The sequence below is a fragment of the Burkholderia sp. Bp9099 genome (assembly GCF_003857805.1).
GTDB lineage: Bacteria > Pseudomonadota > Gammaproteobacteria > Burkholderiales > Burkholderiaceae > Burkholderia.
Window position 1 is genome coordinate 28,000 of the sequence record NZ_QTPU01000047.1, and the last position, 16,820, is coordinate 44,819.

Annotated in this window: 15 protein-coding genes; 9 read left to right on the forward strand and 6 right to left on the reverse strand. The window is 66.4% G+C overall.

The genetic code is table 11. The features are described from left to right. Positions 1-102: 102 nt before the first annotated feature. Positions 103-2,862, forward strand: a complete 2,760-nt coding sequence (locus DIE17_RS34515) for a UPF0182 family protein (protein ID WP_124921753.1) — start codon at positions 103-105, stop codon at positions 2,860-2,862. Positions 2,863-3,019: 157 nt separating this feature from the next. Here the strand turns inward: DIE17_RS34515 and DIE17_RS34520 are convergent, their stop codons facing one another. Continuing rightward, positions 3,020-4,390, reverse strand: a complete 1,371-nt coding sequence (locus DIE17_RS34520; RefSeq protein ID WP_124489394.1) for an MFS transporter — start codon at positions 4,388-4,390, stop codon at positions 3,020-3,022. Between the two features lie 460 nt (positions 4,391-4,850). Here DIE17_RS34520 and DIE17_RS34530 point away from each other — a divergent pair, with 460 nt between their 5' ends. Next, positions 4,851-5,252, forward strand: coding sequence for a hypothetical protein (locus DIE17_RS34530; protein ID WP_124921754.1), 402 nt, complete (start codon positions 4,851-4,853; stop codon positions 5,250-5,252). Positions 5,253-5,409: 157 nt separating this feature from the next. On the opposite strand, the gene DIE17_RS34535 is transcribed toward DIE17_RS34530, so the two are convergent. Together DIE17_RS34535 and DIE17_RS34540 are read right to left on the reverse strand one after the other, a co-directional pair. Continuing rightward, positions 5,410-6,333 carry a recombination-associated protein RdgC gene (locus DIE17_RS34535; RefSeq protein WP_044847162.1) on the reverse strand — a complete coding sequence of 308 codons (924 nt, stop codon included), beginning with the start codon at positions 6,331-6,333 and terminating at the stop codon, positions 5,410-5,412. A 242-nt stretch (positions 6,334-6,575) separates the two neighbouring features. Further along, the gene (locus DIE17_RS34540; protein WP_124523845.1) at positions 6,576-7,493 is read right to left on the reverse strand and encodes a LysR family transcriptional regulator; all 918 of its coding nucleotides are present in this window, start codon (positions 7,491-7,493) and stop codon (positions 6,576-6,578) included. Between the two features lie 138 nt (positions 7,494-7,631). Between DIE17_RS34540 and DIE17_RS34545 the strand changes: the two genes are divergently transcribed. The 3 genes from DIE17_RS34545 (at position 7,632) to DIE17_RS34555 (ending at position 10,110) form a co-directional block, all read left to right on the forward strand. Continuing rightward, complete coding sequence (locus DIE17_RS34545) at positions 7,632-8,396, forward strand: SDR family NAD(P)-dependent oxidoreductase (protein ID WP_124489416.1); 765 nt, start codon at positions 7,632-7,634, stop codon at positions 8,394-8,396. An 83-nt stretch (positions 8,397-8,479) separates the two neighbouring features. After that, positions 8,480-9,187: a pirin family protein gene (locus DIE17_RS34550; protein WP_124921755.1), complete on the forward strand. Its 708-nt coding sequence runs from the start codon at positions 8,480-8,482 to the stop codon at positions 9,185-9,187. Between the two features lie 242 nt (positions 9,188-9,429). Continuing rightward, positions 9,430-10,110: a GntR family transcriptional regulator gene (locus tag DIE17_RS34555; RefSeq protein WP_044847167.1), complete on the forward strand. Its 681-nt coding sequence runs from the start codon at positions 9,430-9,432 to the stop codon at positions 10,108-10,110. 142 nt (positions 10,111-10,252) lie between these two features. On the opposite strand, the gene DIE17_RS34560 is transcribed toward DIE17_RS34555, so the two are convergent. Then, a complete protein-coding gene (locus DIE17_RS34560; protein WP_124921756.1) occupies positions 10,253-10,447 on the reverse strand; it encodes a hypothetical protein in 195 nt (64 codons plus the stop codon). A 558-nt stretch (positions 10,448-11,005) separates the two neighbouring features. Here DIE17_RS34560 and DIE17_RS34565 point away from each other — a divergent pair. From DIE17_RS34565 to DIE17_RS34580, 4 genes are all read left to right on the forward strand, one after another. Further along, on the forward strand, positions 11,006-11,992 hold the full coding sequence (locus DIE17_RS34565) for a TRAP transporter substrate-binding protein (RefSeq protein WP_124523850.1): 987 nt from the start codon (positions 11,006-11,008) through the stop codon (positions 11,990-11,992). Beyond that, positions 11,989-12,567, forward strand: coding sequence for a TRAP transporter small permease (locus tag DIE17_RS34570; RefSeq protein WP_124921757.1), 579 nt, complete (start codon positions 11,989-11,991; stop codon positions 12,565-12,567). The genes DIE17_RS34565 and DIE17_RS34570 overlap by 4 nt, the downstream gene beginning before the upstream one ends. A 4-nt stretch (positions 12,568-12,571) precedes the next feature. Continuing rightward, entirely contained in the window at positions 12,572-13,924 is a 1,353-nt protein-coding gene (locus DIE17_RS34575) for a TRAP transporter large permease (protein WP_124523853.1), read from the forward strand. 320 nt (positions 13,925-14,244) lie between these two features. After that, positions 14,245-15,069, forward strand: coding sequence for an alpha/beta fold hydrolase (locus DIE17_RS34580; RefSeq protein ID WP_124921758.1), 825 nt, complete (start codon positions 14,245-14,247; stop codon positions 15,067-15,069). Between the two features lie 98 nt (positions 15,070-15,167). On the opposite strand, the gene DIE17_RS38200 is transcribed toward DIE17_RS34580, so the two are convergent. Next, positions 15,168-15,296, reverse strand: a complete 129-nt coding sequence (locus tag DIE17_RS38200) for a hypothetical protein (RefSeq protein WP_260427357.1) — start codon at positions 15,294-15,296, stop codon at positions 15,168-15,170. 139 nt (positions 15,297-15,435) lie between these two features. Then, positions 15,436-16,503 (reverse strand): porin, encoded by a 1,068-nt coding sequence (locus DIE17_RS34585; RefSeq protein WP_124921759.1) that lies wholly within the window; start codon positions 16,501-16,503, stop codon positions 15,436-15,438. Positions 16,504-16,820: the final 317 nt, after the last annotated feature.

The window sequence follows — 16,820 nt, forward strand, 5'->3', positions numbered from 1 at the left end:
GCATTCAGACATGCGGCCGGCCGCGATGCTCGCTGCCGGATCGGCGGCACGCCAGGTCCGGCCGCGGCCGGCCACCCATGACGGCCCGGCAAAGGAGCCTCGATGCGCTCGCAAGCAACGTCCGTCCCACGCCTGAGACGCTACGGGATCGCGGCTGCGATCGTCGTCGCCTGCCTGATCGTCGTCGGGCGCGTCACCGGTCTCCTGGTCGACTGGCTCTGGTTCGCGTCGATCGGCTATGCCGACGTCTTCTGGACGATCCTGTCCGCGAGGGTGCTGCTGTTCGCCGCGGTGTTCGCCGTGTCGGCGGCCGCGATCGGCGCGTCGGGGTGGCTCGCGCATCGTCATGCCAGGCCCGTCGATGTCTGGCAGGTAGCGGACGCTTCGTCGACGCGTGCGGAGGATGTCCTGCGGGCGCTGGCGGGGGAGGTCGCGTCGCGCATTCCCTGGCGCGCGGTCATTGCCGCGGGTGCCGTCATTCTCGGGCTTGCGATCGCCGCCGGTGCGATGTCGAGCTGGGATGTCGCGCTTCGCTTCCTGCATCGGGTGCCGTTCGGCGGGCGCGATCCGATCTTCGGCAAGGACATCGGTTTCTATCTGTTCGCGCTGCCCGTCTGGATCGTGCTGAAGAACCTGCTGCTGCAAGTGGTCGTGTGCTGCGCGATCGTCGCGGGCGGCGTCTACTGGCTGCGTGGCGACATCATGCTCCGCCCGCCGAAGGGGCTTTCGTCGGCCGCCGCGGTTCACGGGTCGGCGCTACTGGCACTGTTCTTCCTGCTGAAAGCCTGGTCCTGGTGGCTCGAACGCTTTCTGCTGCTCTACGACAACAACGGGGTCGTGGTCGGCGCCGGTTATACGGATGTCCACGTGATGCTGCCGGTGCTGTGGCTGCTCGTCGGCCTCGCCGTTGCGTCGGCCGTTGCGATGCTGGTCAACCTGCGCCGGCCCGGCTATCGGTTGCCGGCCGCCGCGATGCTGCTCGTGTTCGGCACGTCGTTCGCGCTCGGCATCGTCTATCCCGCGCTGTTCCAGCGCTTCTACGTCAAGCCGAGCGAACTGCAGCTCGAGACGCCCTATATCCAGCACAACATCGCGTTGACGAGGCAGGCTTACGGTCTCGCGCAGATCGAGGTCAAGCCGTTCGCGGCCGAGCAGGGCCTGAACATCGCGTCGCTGCAGGCCAATCGCGCGACCGTCGACAATATCCGCCTGTGGGATGTGCAGCCGCTGATGGATACCTACGCGCAGTTGCAGGAGATCAGGACTTACTACAAGTTCTTTTCCGTGGATATCGATCGCTACCGTCTCGACTCCGGCTACCGGCAGGTCATGCTGTCGGCGCGCGAACTGGAGCAGTCGATGCTGCCGGAGAACGCCCGGACCTGGGTGAACCTGCATCTGCTGTTCACCCACGGCAACGGCATCGTGATGTCGCCGGTTACGGAGAAATCGACAGAAGGCTTGCCGTCGCTCTATCTGCGCGACATTCCGCCCGTCGCCGATGGCGGACCGGCGATCGACGAACCGCGCATCTACTTCGGCGAAGGCGGGCAGGGCTATGTGATCGTGAAGGGCAGCGTGCCCGAATTCGACTACCCGAAGGGGGACAGCAACGTCTACACGTCGTACAGCGGGCGCGATGGTGTCGCGATCGGCGGCGCGGTGCGGCGCAGCCTGTTCGCATGGCAGTTCGGCGATCCCAACATCCTGCTGACGCACTACATCACGAACGAGAGCAGGATCCTCTTTCACCGCAACATCCGGGACCGGATCCGCACGATTGCACCGTTTCTCGCGCTCGACCACGACCCCTATGTCGTGGCAAGCAACGGGCGCCTGTTCTGGATGCAGGACGCCTATACGACCAGCCAGTGGTTTCCGTATGCGCCGCCCGGCACTGGCGATGGTGCCAACTACATTCGCAACGCGGTCAAGGTGGTGGTCGATGCGTACAACGGCACGGTCGACTTCTACGTCAGCGATCCTTCCGATCCGCTGGTGCGGACTTACGCGCGCATCTTCCCCGGCATGTTCAAGCCGCTCGACGCGATGCCGCAGGATCTTCAACGGCACATCCGCTACCCCGAGGATCTGTTCCTGATCCAGGCGAACCTCTACCGCGCTTATCACATGGATGCACCGGAAGTGTTCTATAACCGCGAGGACCTCTGGCAGTTTCCTCGTGCGCTCGGCGATATCGACGGGGGCGACGCCGCGAACCGGCAGATGGCGCCGTACTACACGATCATGCGGCTGCCCGGCGATGCGCAGGCCGGCTTCGTGCTCATGCTGCCGATGGTGCCGAGCCAGCGCGAGAACATGATCGCGTGGCTGGCCGCGCGTTGCGATCCGCCCGGGTACGGCAAGCTGATCGTCTACGCGTTCCCCAAGGAAAAGCTGATCTACGGGCCGTACCAGATCGAGGCGCGCATCCAGCAGAGCACGGAAATCTCGCAGCAGATCTCGCTGTGGAACCAGATGGGCTCGCGCGTCATCCGCGGACATCTCGTGGTCGTTCCGATCGAGCACTCGATTCTCTACGTGTCGCCGCTCTATCTGCGCGCGTCGTCCGGCCAGTTGCCCGAGCTGAAACGGGTAATCGCGGCCTATGGCGATCGCGTCGTGATGGAGGAAAACCTGAGCGAGGCGCTCGCGGCGCTCTTCAAGGAGACGAGGCCGGGGCCGGTGGCGGCGCCGGCCGGCGGCGCCGCGGATACGCGCGCCCGCGACGCGCTGGCCCATTACGATCGTGCGATCGAGCGGCTGAAGGCGGGGGATTGGGCCGGCTTCGGCGCGGAACTCGATGCGCTTCGACCGTTGCTCGAAGCGCTGGGCGCCGCTCGCGCGGATCACAAACAGTGAGTGAGGCGCGGCTGAGCGGGCGTGGGCGTAATTGACCGCAATCAAGCAGTTGTCGTGTCGTTCCGGGCGCACACGTTGGCTTGAATCGGGACCGGGCGCGGAAAGCGGGCCGGCAGCCGGCTCGTCGTCCCATGCATCGAGCGAACCGGCCAACCCGTCAGGTCAGCGGCGGCGCGTGCCCATGATCCTCCAGACTTCGCGCGTCGTCGTATTCCCGCGAAATATCCTTGTTCGTGTAGTCGCCGAGCTTCGATGCGGCGACCAGGCTCAGCACCGCACATATCAGCACGTACACCGCGATCGCATACCCCGAATGGTAGTAGGCAAACAGCGCGGTCGCGATCAGCGGTGCCGGGCCGCCCGCAATGACCGAAGCGAGCTGATAACCCATCGACGCACCGCTATACCGCAACCGCCCGGTAAACGATTCGGCGATCAATGCCGCCTGCGGTCCGTACATCATCGAATGCGGGACCAGCGACAGCACGATGGCCGCGAAGATCCACGCCGGATTCCGGCTGTCGACCATCGCGAAGTAGAGGAATCCGAATACACCGACGGAAACCGCACCGATCATGTACATCCGCCGCCGCCCGATCAGATCCGACACGTGGCCGAACAGCGGAATGGTGACGAATTCGACCACGGACGCCACCAGCACCGCCGTCAGCAGCAGCTCTCGCGTGACGCCCAGCGCCGTGATCCCGTAAGTGAACACGAACGCCGTGAAGATATAGAACGGCGCCTGTTCGGCCATCCGCGCGAACGCCGACAGCACGATATCCCTCGGCTGCTTGCGCAGCACTTCGAGCATCGGCGCCTTCTCGATCCGGCGCTCGGCCAGCAGTTTCGCGAAGATCGGCGTCTCGAGAATGTTCAGGCGGATATAAAGCCCGATCGCGACCAGCAGGATGCTGAGGACAAACGGCACGCGCCAGCCCCACGTGAGAAAACTGCTGCCGGACAACCAGCTCATGGCCAGCACGGCGAGGTTGGCGAGGAACAATCCTGCCGGCACGCCGAACTGCGGCCACGATGCGACGAAGCCGCGATGCGCATTGGTGCGCGCCCACTCCATCGACATCAGGACCGAGCCGCCCCATTCGCCGCCGACGCCGACGCCCTGGATGAAGCGCAGCACCGTGAGGAGAACGGCGCCCCAGATGCCGATCGTCGCGTAGGTCGGAACGAAGGCCACGGCGAACGTCGCGAGCCCCATCAGCAACAGGGTCACGATCAGCGTGGCCTTGCGGCCGATGCGATCGCCGTAGTGGCCGAAGATCGCCGCGCCGACCGGCCGCGCGACGAAGCCGACGGCATAGATCAGGAACGCCTGAAGCGTGCCGACGAGTGGATGGGATTGGGGGAAATACAGCTTTGCGAAGACCAGGCCGGTGACCGTGCTGTAGAGGAAAAAGTCATACCATTCGATCGTGGTGCCAATCGTGCTGGCGATGACGGCGCGGCGCAACTGGCGCCGGGCTTCCTCGTCGGAGAGGGGCGTGGCCGCGGATTGCATGGCAGCCATTTTGGTATCTCCCGGAAAAGGGCGATAGAGAAATAAACCATACGCCCGGCGACAGGTTTCAGCAAGCGCAGGCCACGAATGATTTGCAGGGCGATCAAGACCTTCAATAAGAAGTCCTGATATATGGCTAGATCAACCACCCGCGCGCGCATGCATGTCGATGAACGCGCGGTTGCACGATGGCTCGGTGATTTTCGTCGATTGAAGATGCGCGCATTTGCAGTACGCGATCCGCAGCGATTCCCGGTTTCCGTGAGAAGGCCCGGTGCGGTGCCGGTCGAAACGGCGGCCGTGGACTCGTGGAGTAGTATTCCCCCATGTCAGGTTATGGCTCGGCCTCTATGGCGCATAGCCAACCCGTCCGCGACGAGGGCGGCAGGCTCGTCAAAGGATTTGGAAGCTGCTTCAACGATACGTATGGTGGCGTCGGCCGTGACGACGGCATTGAGGGGAGTGCGTCATGTCAACCGAGTGGAAGCAGCGCGTCAGACTGTTCATCCAGCGCTTCTGGCAGCCGACCAGTGCGTGCATGACCTGCATGCCGGGGAGCTGGGGCAATATCATGAGCCTTACCCACTGGTCGATTGCATTTCATACAGGCCTGTTTACCGGACTCCTGGCTGTACTGCTGACCTTCACGCCCGCGGCGAAACTCTACGCGCATCGATACGGCAATGCGGTGATCGTCGGCGTCCTGACGACGTTGGGCGACGCCTACTCGCACACGAGTCACTACCGTATCCCGTATGTCGAGCACATCGTGACGGGTGCGATTTCAGGTCTCTTGACGCTGGCAGCCTCATATCTGTTCGAAGACCGCGCGCGACGCCTTCGGGCGGTATGGGCCCGGGTGTTCGGATAGCTTGTCCGCTGCTCCACGGTGAGGCTGCGCTTCGCCGGCGCGCAGCCGCACCCCGCCCGCCGCAAGAGCGGCGACGGTCCTCCCCGACAGGTCGCGTCAGCGCGAAGCCGCGCCGTCGCGCCGTAGCGCGGCGACGATCCTCGACAGCCGACGAGGTTCAGGCTGCCGCCGCGATTTGAACCGAGTCTTGCCGCTCGCCACCCAGGATATCGACGAGATCGGTCAACATCCGCGCCAATTCACCCGTCATCAGCGTGACATCCGAGTCGAAGCGTTCGTCGTCGTTCTGCGCGGTGGGATCCGACGCCTCCTTGATCACGTCGAGCGGCGTGACACGCTTGATCGTCAGCGACGGCGTGAGCACGAAGGAGATCCGGTCATTCCAGGTCATCGCGAGGCGCATGCATTGTTTGCCGGCCTCGATGTGCCGGCGCATGTCGTTCGCCTCCAGCGCGTGGCCGACGTATCGCACCGTGGCGCCACCTTCGCCGCTCGAGCGCAGCTCGGCGTCCTGATCCACGGTGAATCCGCCCGGCGCCTCGCCGGACAGCAGCCAGTCCGTCATCGCGGCGACCGGCGACAGCGCCACCTGGACGCCGGCGAGCGGCAATTGATCGATCGATTTGACGAGCAGGCCGCGAACGTCGTCGGCAAGTGCCTGTGCGGCCGCATCGATGACGAGCCAGCCGTTCACCGTATCGATCCACACGCGGGTATCGCGGCGAATGGTGAACGCGCGCGGCAGCAGTTCGTCGGTCACCTGCTCCTTGAGTTCGCGCAGCTGTTTTCGCCCGACCTTGAAACCCTGCTGCTCCTCGACCTCGAGCGCCCGGGCCTTGGTCACCTGATTGACGACCGACGCCGGGAGCAGCTTCTTTTCGGCGCGAAACGTCAGCAGCATCTGCCGGTTGATCGAATACACGAGCGCGCCGTCGTCACGCGGCGACGCCCATCCCGAGCGCTGCATCTCGACGCTGGTGCCCGGCTGAAACGCGTGGGGCGCCAGCCATGCTTCCATCTGATCGGGGGTAACGGCCCACGGTGCCGGAAGACGGTGAAGCTGAAGATTCTTGAACCACATAGGCGTGCGGGCAAAGCGCGTCATTCTATATGACGGTGACGTCTACCGGCCAGAAGCGCCGGTCGGGATGCAACATCGGCAGGCCGCTTCGATTGCTCGAGCGGCCGTTCGTCGTCGTGTCGTCAAGCGGGTTGCGCCGCCGAGAATGCGTGTGCCGCGGCCATCGTATCCGGTGCTTCGCGCCACACCGTCATTGCATGAATGCAATGACGAAACGCCGGCTGATCGACCGTGCCGACGCATCATTTCGGCCATCGCCAGGTCGGCTCGGAAAGGTGCTCGGCGAGATAATCCGACAGCGCCGCGACTTTCGCGGGCCGCGCGCGCGCCGAGGGCGTGACGAAGTAAATGCCGCCCTTCGTCAGCGACCAGTCGGTCAGGATCGCTTCGAGACGACCGTCGGCCAGGTAATCGCCGGCGATGAACTCGGGCAGTTCGGCAATCGCCAGTCCGGCGAGCAGCGTGGGCAACAGCGCATCGGCGTTCGTCACGCGCAGCGGGCCCGTCGGCATCACCGGCTCTTCTTCGCCTGCGTCGTTCGTGAAGCGCCATACGGCGCTACGCGCGCGGTATGCGTACGAGAGACAGGGACGATCCGCGAGCTCGCGCGGATGGGCGGGCCGTCCTTCACGCATCAGATATTCCGGCGACGCCACCACGAATTGCGTCACCGCGCACAGCCGCCGCGCGACCAGCGACGAGTCCGGAAGCGCGGCGATCCGCAGCGCGGCGTCGAACCCGTCGGCGACCAGATCGACCGACGCATCCGACAGATGCAGGTCGATCGACACTTCCGGATACGCGCGAAAGAAGCCCGGCAGCAGCGGCGCGACCCAGCGCAGGCCGTACGACATCGGCACGGCCAGACGTACCAGCCCGCGTGGCCGCACCGACATTTCGCGTGCCGAGCTTTCCGCCTCCTCGGCCTGGCGATAGATCTCGCCGGCTTTCTCGCTGATCGTGCGGCCGAACTCGGTGAGCGAGAGCTGACGCGACGTGCGATTGAACAGCCGCGCGCCCAGCCGGTCCTCCAGGCGGGCCACGCCGCGCGAGACGGTCGCGACCGACACGCCGGTCGCGCGCGCCGCGGCGGCAAACGAACCGTGCTCGGCCACCTTCGCGAACATCGCGAGCCCCTCGAAATCGGGTAGTTGAGCCATCTTCCCTCATCTTTTCATTTCTGCAACGTTTGTTTGCAATCAATTCTATTTCGAAAAGATGAGGCCGTCGATATTCTCCTCACATCGCAGTACGCGATGCAACGAAACCCCCACCGACCCAACGAAAGGAGCAATACCATGGCACGCAAACTCGACAACAAGATCGCACTCGTCACCGGCGCAACCAGCGGCATCGGTCTCGCCACCGCCCAGCGCTTCGCGGCCGAAGGTGCGCACGTCTATCTCACCGGCCGCCGACAGGCCGAACTCGATGCCGCCGTGAAGGGCATTCGCGAAGCCGGCGGCAAGGCGACCGGCGTACGTTCGGATTCCACCAAGCTCGATGAGCTCGACGCGCTGTATGCGCAGATCAAGGAAGAACAGGGCCGCCTCGACGTGCTGTTCGTGAACGCCGGCGGCGGCTCGATGCTGCCGCTTGGCAGCATCACCGAAGCACACTACGACGACACCTTCGAGCGCAACGTGAAGGGCGTGCTGTTCACGGTACAAAAAGCGCTGCCGCTGCTTGCCGAGCGTGCCTCGGTGATTCTCACCGGCTCGACGGCGGGCAGCGCGGGCACCGCGGCGTTCAGCGTGTATTCGGCTTCGAAGGCAGCGGTGCGGGCCTTTGCACGCAGCTGGATTCTCGATCTCAAGGAACGCGGCATCCGCGTGAACACGATCAGCCCGGGCGCGACCCGCACGCCTGGCCTGCTCGATCTCGCCGGCGACGATGCCGCGCAGCGCCAGGGTCTCGCCGATTATCTGGCTGCCCAGATCCCGATGGGGCGCCTCGGCGAGCCTGGCGAGATCGCGAGCGCGGCGCTGTTCCTGGCCTCGGACGACGCGAGCTTCGTGAACGGCATCGAATTGTTCGTCGATGGCGGCCAGCAGCAGATCTGAGCGCAGCCACGGCGCGCGGGTGCGGAAGACGCCGTCTGCGACGATCGCGATCCGCGCCCGGCGTACTCGAACCGGGCTCCGTCATGATTGAACATCGGCCATTTCTTGCGCTTGGCGCAATCCGGCGCGGCCGTGTCGACATTCGCCAGTATTTCCGCATCGGCGAATCCGGGCGCGCCGACGATGCGCCGCTCGGTCCGCTCTACATGTGGAGCGACGTCGAATTCGCGCCGCGCTCGGGCCTCGGCCCGCATGCCCACCGCGACGTCGAGATCGTCACGTGGGTGCGGTCGGGCGCCATCACGCATGAAGACGACGCAGGCAATCGCGTGCGTCTGGTCGCCGATTCCGTCCACGTGACGAGTGCCGGCACGGCGATCCATCACGCCGAGCGCAACGACGAGAATATGCCCGCGCGGCACTTCCAGATCCGGCTGCGGCCGCGCACACCTGCCGGTACACCGCGCTGTGCGACGCGAGTCTGTTCGCCCGGATGTCGCGAGGGCCGATTCGTGACGCTGGCGAGCGGCGATCCGGAGGATGTCCGCGCCGGCGCGTTGCCCGTTCATGCCGATGCACGCGTGCGTATCGCGACACTGCGTGAAGGCACTGCGTTGCGGCACGCGTTGCCGATGCCCGGTTCCGCTTATCTGGTTGTCGATCATGGCCGGCTGGACGTAGGGCCGATCAGGCTGGCACGACGCGATGGCGTTGCCGTTCGCGATGAAACGTGGCTCATGTTGCGGGCGCGGGACGACACGGACGTCATGATCGTCGAGCGCTTATGCTAGGGCGCATGCTCGATCAGCGCGCGGCCGCAGCCTGGTTCATTGCCGTGCCGACTTCGAGAAAGCGCGCCGGTGAGCGTCCGGTGCCGTATTGCGGGAACACCGGACGTCGATGCCGACGTCGCCTGTGGCGGCGACCGCCGACGCTCGCCCGCAAGGCCGCTCTGCTAATATCGTAGAAAGTATGCAATATCCAGCGCCGCGTCGGCGCTTGCCTGACCGCCATCCCCAGTCCGAACCGCAACATGAACGAGAAACGCCCCGCTCTTGTCTACGCCACGCGCGCCGAAGCCGCAGCGAATGAACTGCGCCGCCGCATCCTGACGGGGGAATACGTCGACGGCTACCAGCTTCGCCAGGATGCGCTGGCGACCGAACTCGGCATCAGCCGGATCCCGCTGCGCGAAGCGCTCGTGCAGCTCGAGAGCGAAGGGCTCGTGAAGATCCTGCCGCACAAGGGCGCGATCGTGTCGGAGCTGTCGCCGGAGGACATCACCGAACTGTTCGAATTGCGCGCGCTGCTGGAGCCCGTGCTGCTGAAAAAGTCGATTCCGAAGCTGACCGCCGAGGATTTCGCGCGGCTCGACGCGATCCTCGACGAATACAGCGCAGTGCTGCACGCGAGCCAGTCCGGCCGCTGGGGCGAACTGAACACCGAGCTGCATCATCTGCTGCTGTCGCGCGCCGACCAGCCGAAGACGGCGGCGATCGTCGCGTCGCTGCTGCAGCAGACCGACCGCTACACGCGCGTGCAGCTGTCGCTGTCCGAGGCTGCGCGCGACGTGGCCGAATCCGAGCACGCGGAGCTCGTCGCGCTGTGCCGCAAGGGCGATGCGCGCGCGGCGGCGTCGCTGCTCAAGCGCCACATCGAGCATGCGGGCGGCGAGTTGAATGCGTTTCTGCGGGACCGGCGGCTCGGGCGTTGAGGTCTTTCACGCGCCGCGCGCCGCGCGGATACCCGATTCCGGTCGATCGCGGCGTTGCAGCGCGGTCGCATTCGATCCGTGGCCCGTCCGGGCGCCGCACGGCGCCGAAGGCGGCCTGCACGCATCGCTTCCGTTTGACCGTCTAGCCGCCGCCGATCCCCTGCAGTACCTTACCCGTCCCTCCGCACACCGCGCATGGCTGTCCTTCGACCATCCCGGTGCCGCGACACACGCCGCATAGATCCTCGCCGACGCCCGGCGCCTCGGGCGGCCCTTCGTCGCCCGGATTCAACGGCGTGTCCTGACGCTGTCCCGCCGGCGTTCTGGTCGTCTGCATCGCACACCTCCTTGCGTGTTTCCGATGTCGCGGCAAGCGCGCATCGCGCGTGCCTGCCGCGACGGCATGCGCCGTGGTCGACGCGCGGTGCCGCCAGCACGCGTGAGCAGGCACGCCGGCAACGATGACGCGACGCCCCGCATGACCGCGGGGGCAACGGCATCGTCACGTCGTCATTACAACGACGGCGCCCACGTCGAGCCGGCCGTCTCCGACAGCAGTCAGTCATCCTACGACTGTAGAAATAGAAACGAAAGAGAGTATCCGGCTCCGGAAAACGACACGGCACCGCGCCGGCTCAAATGCAGCCCCATTTCCGGAAAACGTTTCGCCGGCTACGTGCTGAACTGAGAAGGCTTTTCCCTTCGCCTCGCCGAAAACCCGCTACAGAAGCGCCTATAGGGTATGCACCAAGTGAGTTAAACGATTAACCGACGTACATTCGCTTCCACACGTCATACAACGTATGACTGCGATTCGGTAAAGGCCGTGCCCCGACTGATGCGCAAGCCGCCCGGATCGCCGCCAGACGACGAACAACCATCAAGGAGACTGACGATGAAGCACCGATTCACCCGCTCCCGTACCGCCCTGGCCGTCGCGCTGATGGCCGGCTTCGCGGTGTCCGCGCAGGCCCGCGTGTTCCGCTCGGCGGACGTGCACGGCGACAGCTTCCCGACCAACATGGCGGTCAAGTACATGGGCGACGAGCTGTCGAAGCTGACGGGCGGCAAGGACTCGATCAAGGTGTTCGGCAACAGCGCGCTCGGCTCCGAGAAGGACACGGTCGACCAGGTGCGGATCGGCGCGATCGACATGGCGCGCGTGAACGGCGCGTCGTTCAACGAGATCGTGCCGGAGTCGCTGATCCCGTCGTTCCCGTTCCTGTTCCGCGACGTCGACCATTTCCGCAAGGCGATGTACGGCCCGGCCGGCCAGAAGATCCTCGACGCGTTCGCGGCGAAGGGGATGATCGCGCTGACGTTCTACGAGAGCGGCGCGCGCTCGATCTACGCGAAGCGCCCGGTGCGCACGCCGGCCGACATGAAGGGGCTGAAGGTGCGCGTGCAACCATCGGACCTGATGGTCGACGAGATCAAGGCGATGGGCGGCACGCCGACGCCGATGCCGTTCGCCGAGGTCTACACGGGCCTGAAGACGGGCCTCGTCGATGCGGCGGAAAACAACCTGCCGTCGTACGAGGAAACCAAGCACTTCGAGGTGGCGCCCGACTACTCGGAGACGCAGCACGCGATGACGCCGGAAGTGCTGGTGTTCTCGAAGAAGATCTGGGACACGCTGTCGCCGCAGGAACAGGCCGCGATCAGGAAGGCAGCATCCGATTCGGTGCCGTACTACCAGAAGCTGTGGACCGCGCGCGAGGCATCGGCGCAGCAGACGGTGACGAAGGGCGGCGCGAAGATCCTGCCGGCCGCGCAGGTCGACCGCGCGGCATTCGTGAAGGCGATGCAGCCGCTGTGGGCGAAGTACGAGAAGACGCCGCAGATGAAGCAGATCGTCGACGAGATCGAGGCCACCAAGTGACCCGTCGCACTTCCCTGAACGGCGCGGCGGCCGTGGGCGCATCGGACGCGGCGGCCGCGGACGGTGCGGCGCCGTGCCGGCCGCATGCGGCGGCGCCGCGCCTGCGCTGCATGAACGACCTGTTGTTCCGCGCGCTGGCCGTGGTCGCGTCGCTGTGTCTCGCCGCGCTCACGGTGCTGGTGTTCTACGCGGTCGTGATGCGCTACGCGTTCGAGAACGCGCCCGACTTCGTCGAGCCGATCGCGCTGCTGCTGGTGATCGTGATCGCGATGTTCGGCGCGGCGATGAAGGTGCGCGACGGCGGCCACATCGGCCTCGACTCCCTCGTGCGGCGCCTGTCGTCGGGCCCGCGTACCGTGGTGATCGCGATCCAGCACCTGAGCCTGATCGCGTTCGCGATCGCGATCATGGTCGGCTGCGGCAGCATGGCCGCGGAGACGATGGGCGACCGCATTCCGATCATCGGGTTGCCCGAAGGCGTGCGCTACCTGATCACGATTCCCGCGGCGATCGCCATCATCCTCTTCTCGCTCGAGCACCTGCTCGCGCTTCGTCGTTCTTCGTCGGGACAATAACGCCATGGAACTCGCGATCCTGTCCGTCAGTTTTCTGGTTTTCCTCGTGCTCGGCGTACCGGTCTCGTTCGCGCTCGGCATTTCCTGCGTGCTGACCTACCTGGTCGAAGGGCTGCCGATCGCGACCGCGATGCAGGCGATGATCTCGGGGATGAACGCGTTCTCGTTCCTCGCGGTGCCGTTCTTCATCTTCTCCGGCGAGCTGATGCTGCACGGCGGCATCGCGGACCGGATCCTGCGCTTCGCGCAGGCCACCGTCGGCCATTTCCGCGGCGGCCTCGGGATGGCCAACGTCGTCGCGTGCACGCTGTTCGGCGGCGTGTCGGGTTCGCCGACGGCCGATACCTCCGCGATGGGCGGCGTGGTGATTCCGCTGATGAAGCGCGAAGGCTACAGCGCGGCTTACGCGGTCAACGTGACGACCCACGCGTCGCTCGCCGGCGCGCTGATGCCGACGTCGACCAACATGATCATCTACGCGTTCGCCGCGCAGGGGATCACGGGCATGCTGCACGGCCAGCCGGTGAGCGGCGTGTCGATCGGCGACCTGCTGTTCTCCGGCCTCCTGCCGGTGCTGTGGGTGATGGGCTTCGTGCTCGCGGCCGCATACTGGCAGGCCGTGCGCCACGGCTATCCGCGCCGCGAGGACGGTTCGTCGGCGCTGCCGTCGTTCCCGGGCTGGTATGCGGTGCTGCGCAGCTTCGTCGGCGCGGTGCCGGGCCTGATGGTGATCGCGATCATCCTCGTGTGTGTCGCGAAGGGGATCGCGACCGCGACCGAAGCCGCCGCGATCGCCGTCGTGTACTCGCTCGTGCTGACCGCGCTCGTCTACCGGACGCTGACGGCCGGGAAGCTGCGGCGCGCGCTGTCGCATGCGGCGCGCACGACGGGCGTCGTGCTGCTGCTGATCGCCGTGTCCAACATGCTGCGCTTCCAGATGTCGTACCTGGAGATTCCGGATGCGATCGAAGGGCTGCTCAAGCAGTCGACCGCCGCGCCGTGGCTGATGCTGCTGTACATCAACATCATCCAGGTGTTCCTCGGCACGTTCGTCGACATGGCCGCGCACATCCTGATCACGACGCCGCTGTTCCTGCCGATCGCGATGGCATGCGGCGTCGGGCCGGTGCAGTTCGGCATCATGCTGCTGCTGAACTGCTCGCTCGGCCTCGTGCACCCGCCGATCGGCTCGGTGCAGTTCGTCGGCTGCGCGATCGGCAACGTGTCGATCGGCGAGACGACGAAGATGGCGTGGCCGTATTACCTCGCGATCTTCAGTGCGATCAACATCGTCACGTACATGCCGTTCTTCTCCACCTGGCTGCCGAGCCTCATCAGCGGGCACGCGGTGTTCTGAGCGCGCGTTTCGCCCGTCGCGGCGCCGGACGATCCGAGGTCGTCCGGCGCCGCAGTCACGTCGGCGGTTGCTTCACGCGCGGCGTGGCGCGCCATCGCGGCGGCCGCACCGGCGCCGGTCGCGTCGCGCGATCGGCGTCGTGCCGGCCGCACGGCGCAAGTGCGCGATGCGCTGCGTCGCGGCACGCGCGGCAGTCACCCGCAACGGCGGCAACCTGTGCGATGATTCGCCGCTTCGCGTTCGTCGCAGAACGCCGCGGATCGCGACGCCCGTTGCCGGGCCGCCGCTCACCGCCCACCGCATTGACATCCGGAGACGACATGCCCGCACACATCGTTCATGGCAGCACCCTGCATTACCAGGATCACGGCACCGGATTTCCGGTGCTGTTCGGGCACAGCTATCTGTGGGATGCCGCGATGTGGGCGCCGCAGATCGACGCATTGTCGAGCCGGTATCGCGTGATCGTGCCGGACCTGTGGGGACATGGCGCGTCGGGCCCGCTGCCTGCCGGCACGCAGACGCTCGACGATCTCGCCGCGCACGCGAGCGCGTTGCTCGATGCGCTGGAGATCGGGCAGTGCGCGGTCGTGGGGCTGAGCGTCGGCGGGATGTGGGGCGCGCGGCTCGCGTTGCGCGAACCGCAGCGCGTGCGCTCGCTCGTGCTGATGGACGCGTCGCTCGAGGCCGAACCCGACGCGACGCGGCTGCGCTACTTCGGGATGCTCGATGCGATCGCCGCCGCCGGCTGCATCGCGCCGCCGCTGCTCGATGCGATCGTGCCGCTGTTCTTCCGGCCGGACGTGAACCTGGCCGACCCGGTGCCGCGCGCCTTTCGCGCGGCGCTTGCGAACCTGCCAGCCGACCGGCTGCGGGAATCGATCGTCCCGCTCGGCCGGCTGATCTTCGGGCGGCCGGATACGCTCGCCGCACTCGCCGGGCTGGATGCCGGACGCACGCTGCTGATGTGCGGCGCGGGCGACATGGCGCGCCCACCGTCGGAGACGGTGAAGATGGCGAGCGTGATCGGCTGCCGCCATGCGCTGGTGCCGGACGCCGGCCATATCTCGAACCTGGAGAACCCCGCGTTCGTCACGCGGATGCTGCTCGACTGGTTCGACGAGCAGCAGCTCGCGGCGGGCTGAACGCCGCACGCGATGCCGGCGGCGGGCGCCGCGCGGCATCGCGTGACGACGCAACGACTTGCGTTGCGACGTGGCCGCGGCAATGCGCCATTACCGCGTCATGCGCGTTCGCCGACCGGCGTGAACTGGCGGTCGCGCACGCGGCCCGCGTCGGCACCGCGGCGGATCAGGTCCTGCGCCTCCGCACGGCTCGCGACGCACGGTGACGGGCGGGTGGAGCTTCGCATGTGCATCCGCATGTGCATCCGCCCGCAACGGAAGTCGCGCCGAAACGGATGCATCGCTGCAGGCCGGCTTCGGCGAAAAACGATTCGGAGTGCGAATGCATCGGGGCGGTGGTTCGATGCAGTCTCCACCGCCCGTGCATCAGAACATGTGGCGGATCCCGAGGTTCGCGCCGACGGTCGTGCCGGTGACCGCGTAAAGCGCGTTGGTGATCCCCAGCCCGGTGTTCATCGCACCGTGGTTGTTGACCATCGCGACCTGCGCGTACAGCGCGGTCGCCTTCGACAGGCTGTAGGTCGCGCCGATCGCCGCGAGCAGCGAGTGATTGGCCGTGTCGTTGCGATCGCTGGTGAACCAGACGCCGCCGTTCAGGTCGACGGCCGGTGTCGCCTGGTAGTCGAGGCCGCCGCCGTACACGTTGTTGCTGAACGAGCCGCCGACCTTGTAGCTCGTGAACGACGCCTTCGCGGTGACCGGGCCGAAGCGGTAGGCGGCGCCGATCGTGCGCCCGACGAACGCGACGGTGCTCGGCGTCGGCGTCGGGTTGGTGCCGTCGTTGCCGTCGTAGAACGCGGCGTCGATCATGAAGCCGTCGTGCTCGTACTTGAGGCTCGCCGAATACTGGCGGCCGGCCTGGAAGTCGCCGGCCTTGCCGCCGAACGCGAACATCGCGCTGCCGGTGAGGCCGGCGATCGTCGGGCTCGTGTACGACACGGCGTTCGGGTTGAACAGGCCCGTCACCAGCACGTTGTCGACGTAGTTGATCAGCCCGCTGCCGAAGTGCGAGAAGCTGCGCGGATCCGAATCGAAGATCGCGAGCAGGAACGGCGAATACTGCACGCCGGCCTTGACCGTGCCGAACCCGCCGTCGAGCCCGACCCACGCCTGGCGGCCGAAGAAGTTGCCGTTCGAATGCGCGAACGCGCCGTTGGTGACGGCGAAGCCGCTCTCGAGCTGGAATTTCGCCTTGAGGCCGCCGCCGAGATCCTCGGTGCCGGTCATCCCGAACGTCGTCGGCGTCATGCCGGTGTCGGTCATCGCGAACTGATGGCCGGCGTTCGCGCCGGTGGCCGCGTCGCGTGTCTTGCTGGTGTACAGCAACGCGGCGTCGAGGTTGCCGTACAGCGTCACGCTGCTCTGCGCGAAGCCGCTGCTGCTGGCCAGCGCGCCTGCCAGCGCCGCGCAACCGATCACGATTCTGCTTTTCATTGAGGTGTCTCCAGTGTTGTTGTACGTCGATGCTTCGAACAAGGGGATGCGGCGGATGCCCGCGTGGCGGTGTCCGTCGCATGAGCCGCGCACGCAGGGTGGGGCGCGGCGGGACGCACGTGCGCGGCCGGGTGGCGGCCGCGTGCGACGCGTTCAGGGCGGGGATGGGCGCCCGAACGCGCGTGTGTCGACAGTGTCGGGTGCGGCCGGTGCCGGCCGCGTCATTCAGAGCGACCGGTTGAGCTGCTCGAGGATCGCCGGGTTCTCGAGCGTGGACGTGTCCTGCGTGATCGCCTCGCCCTTCGCGAGCGAGCGCA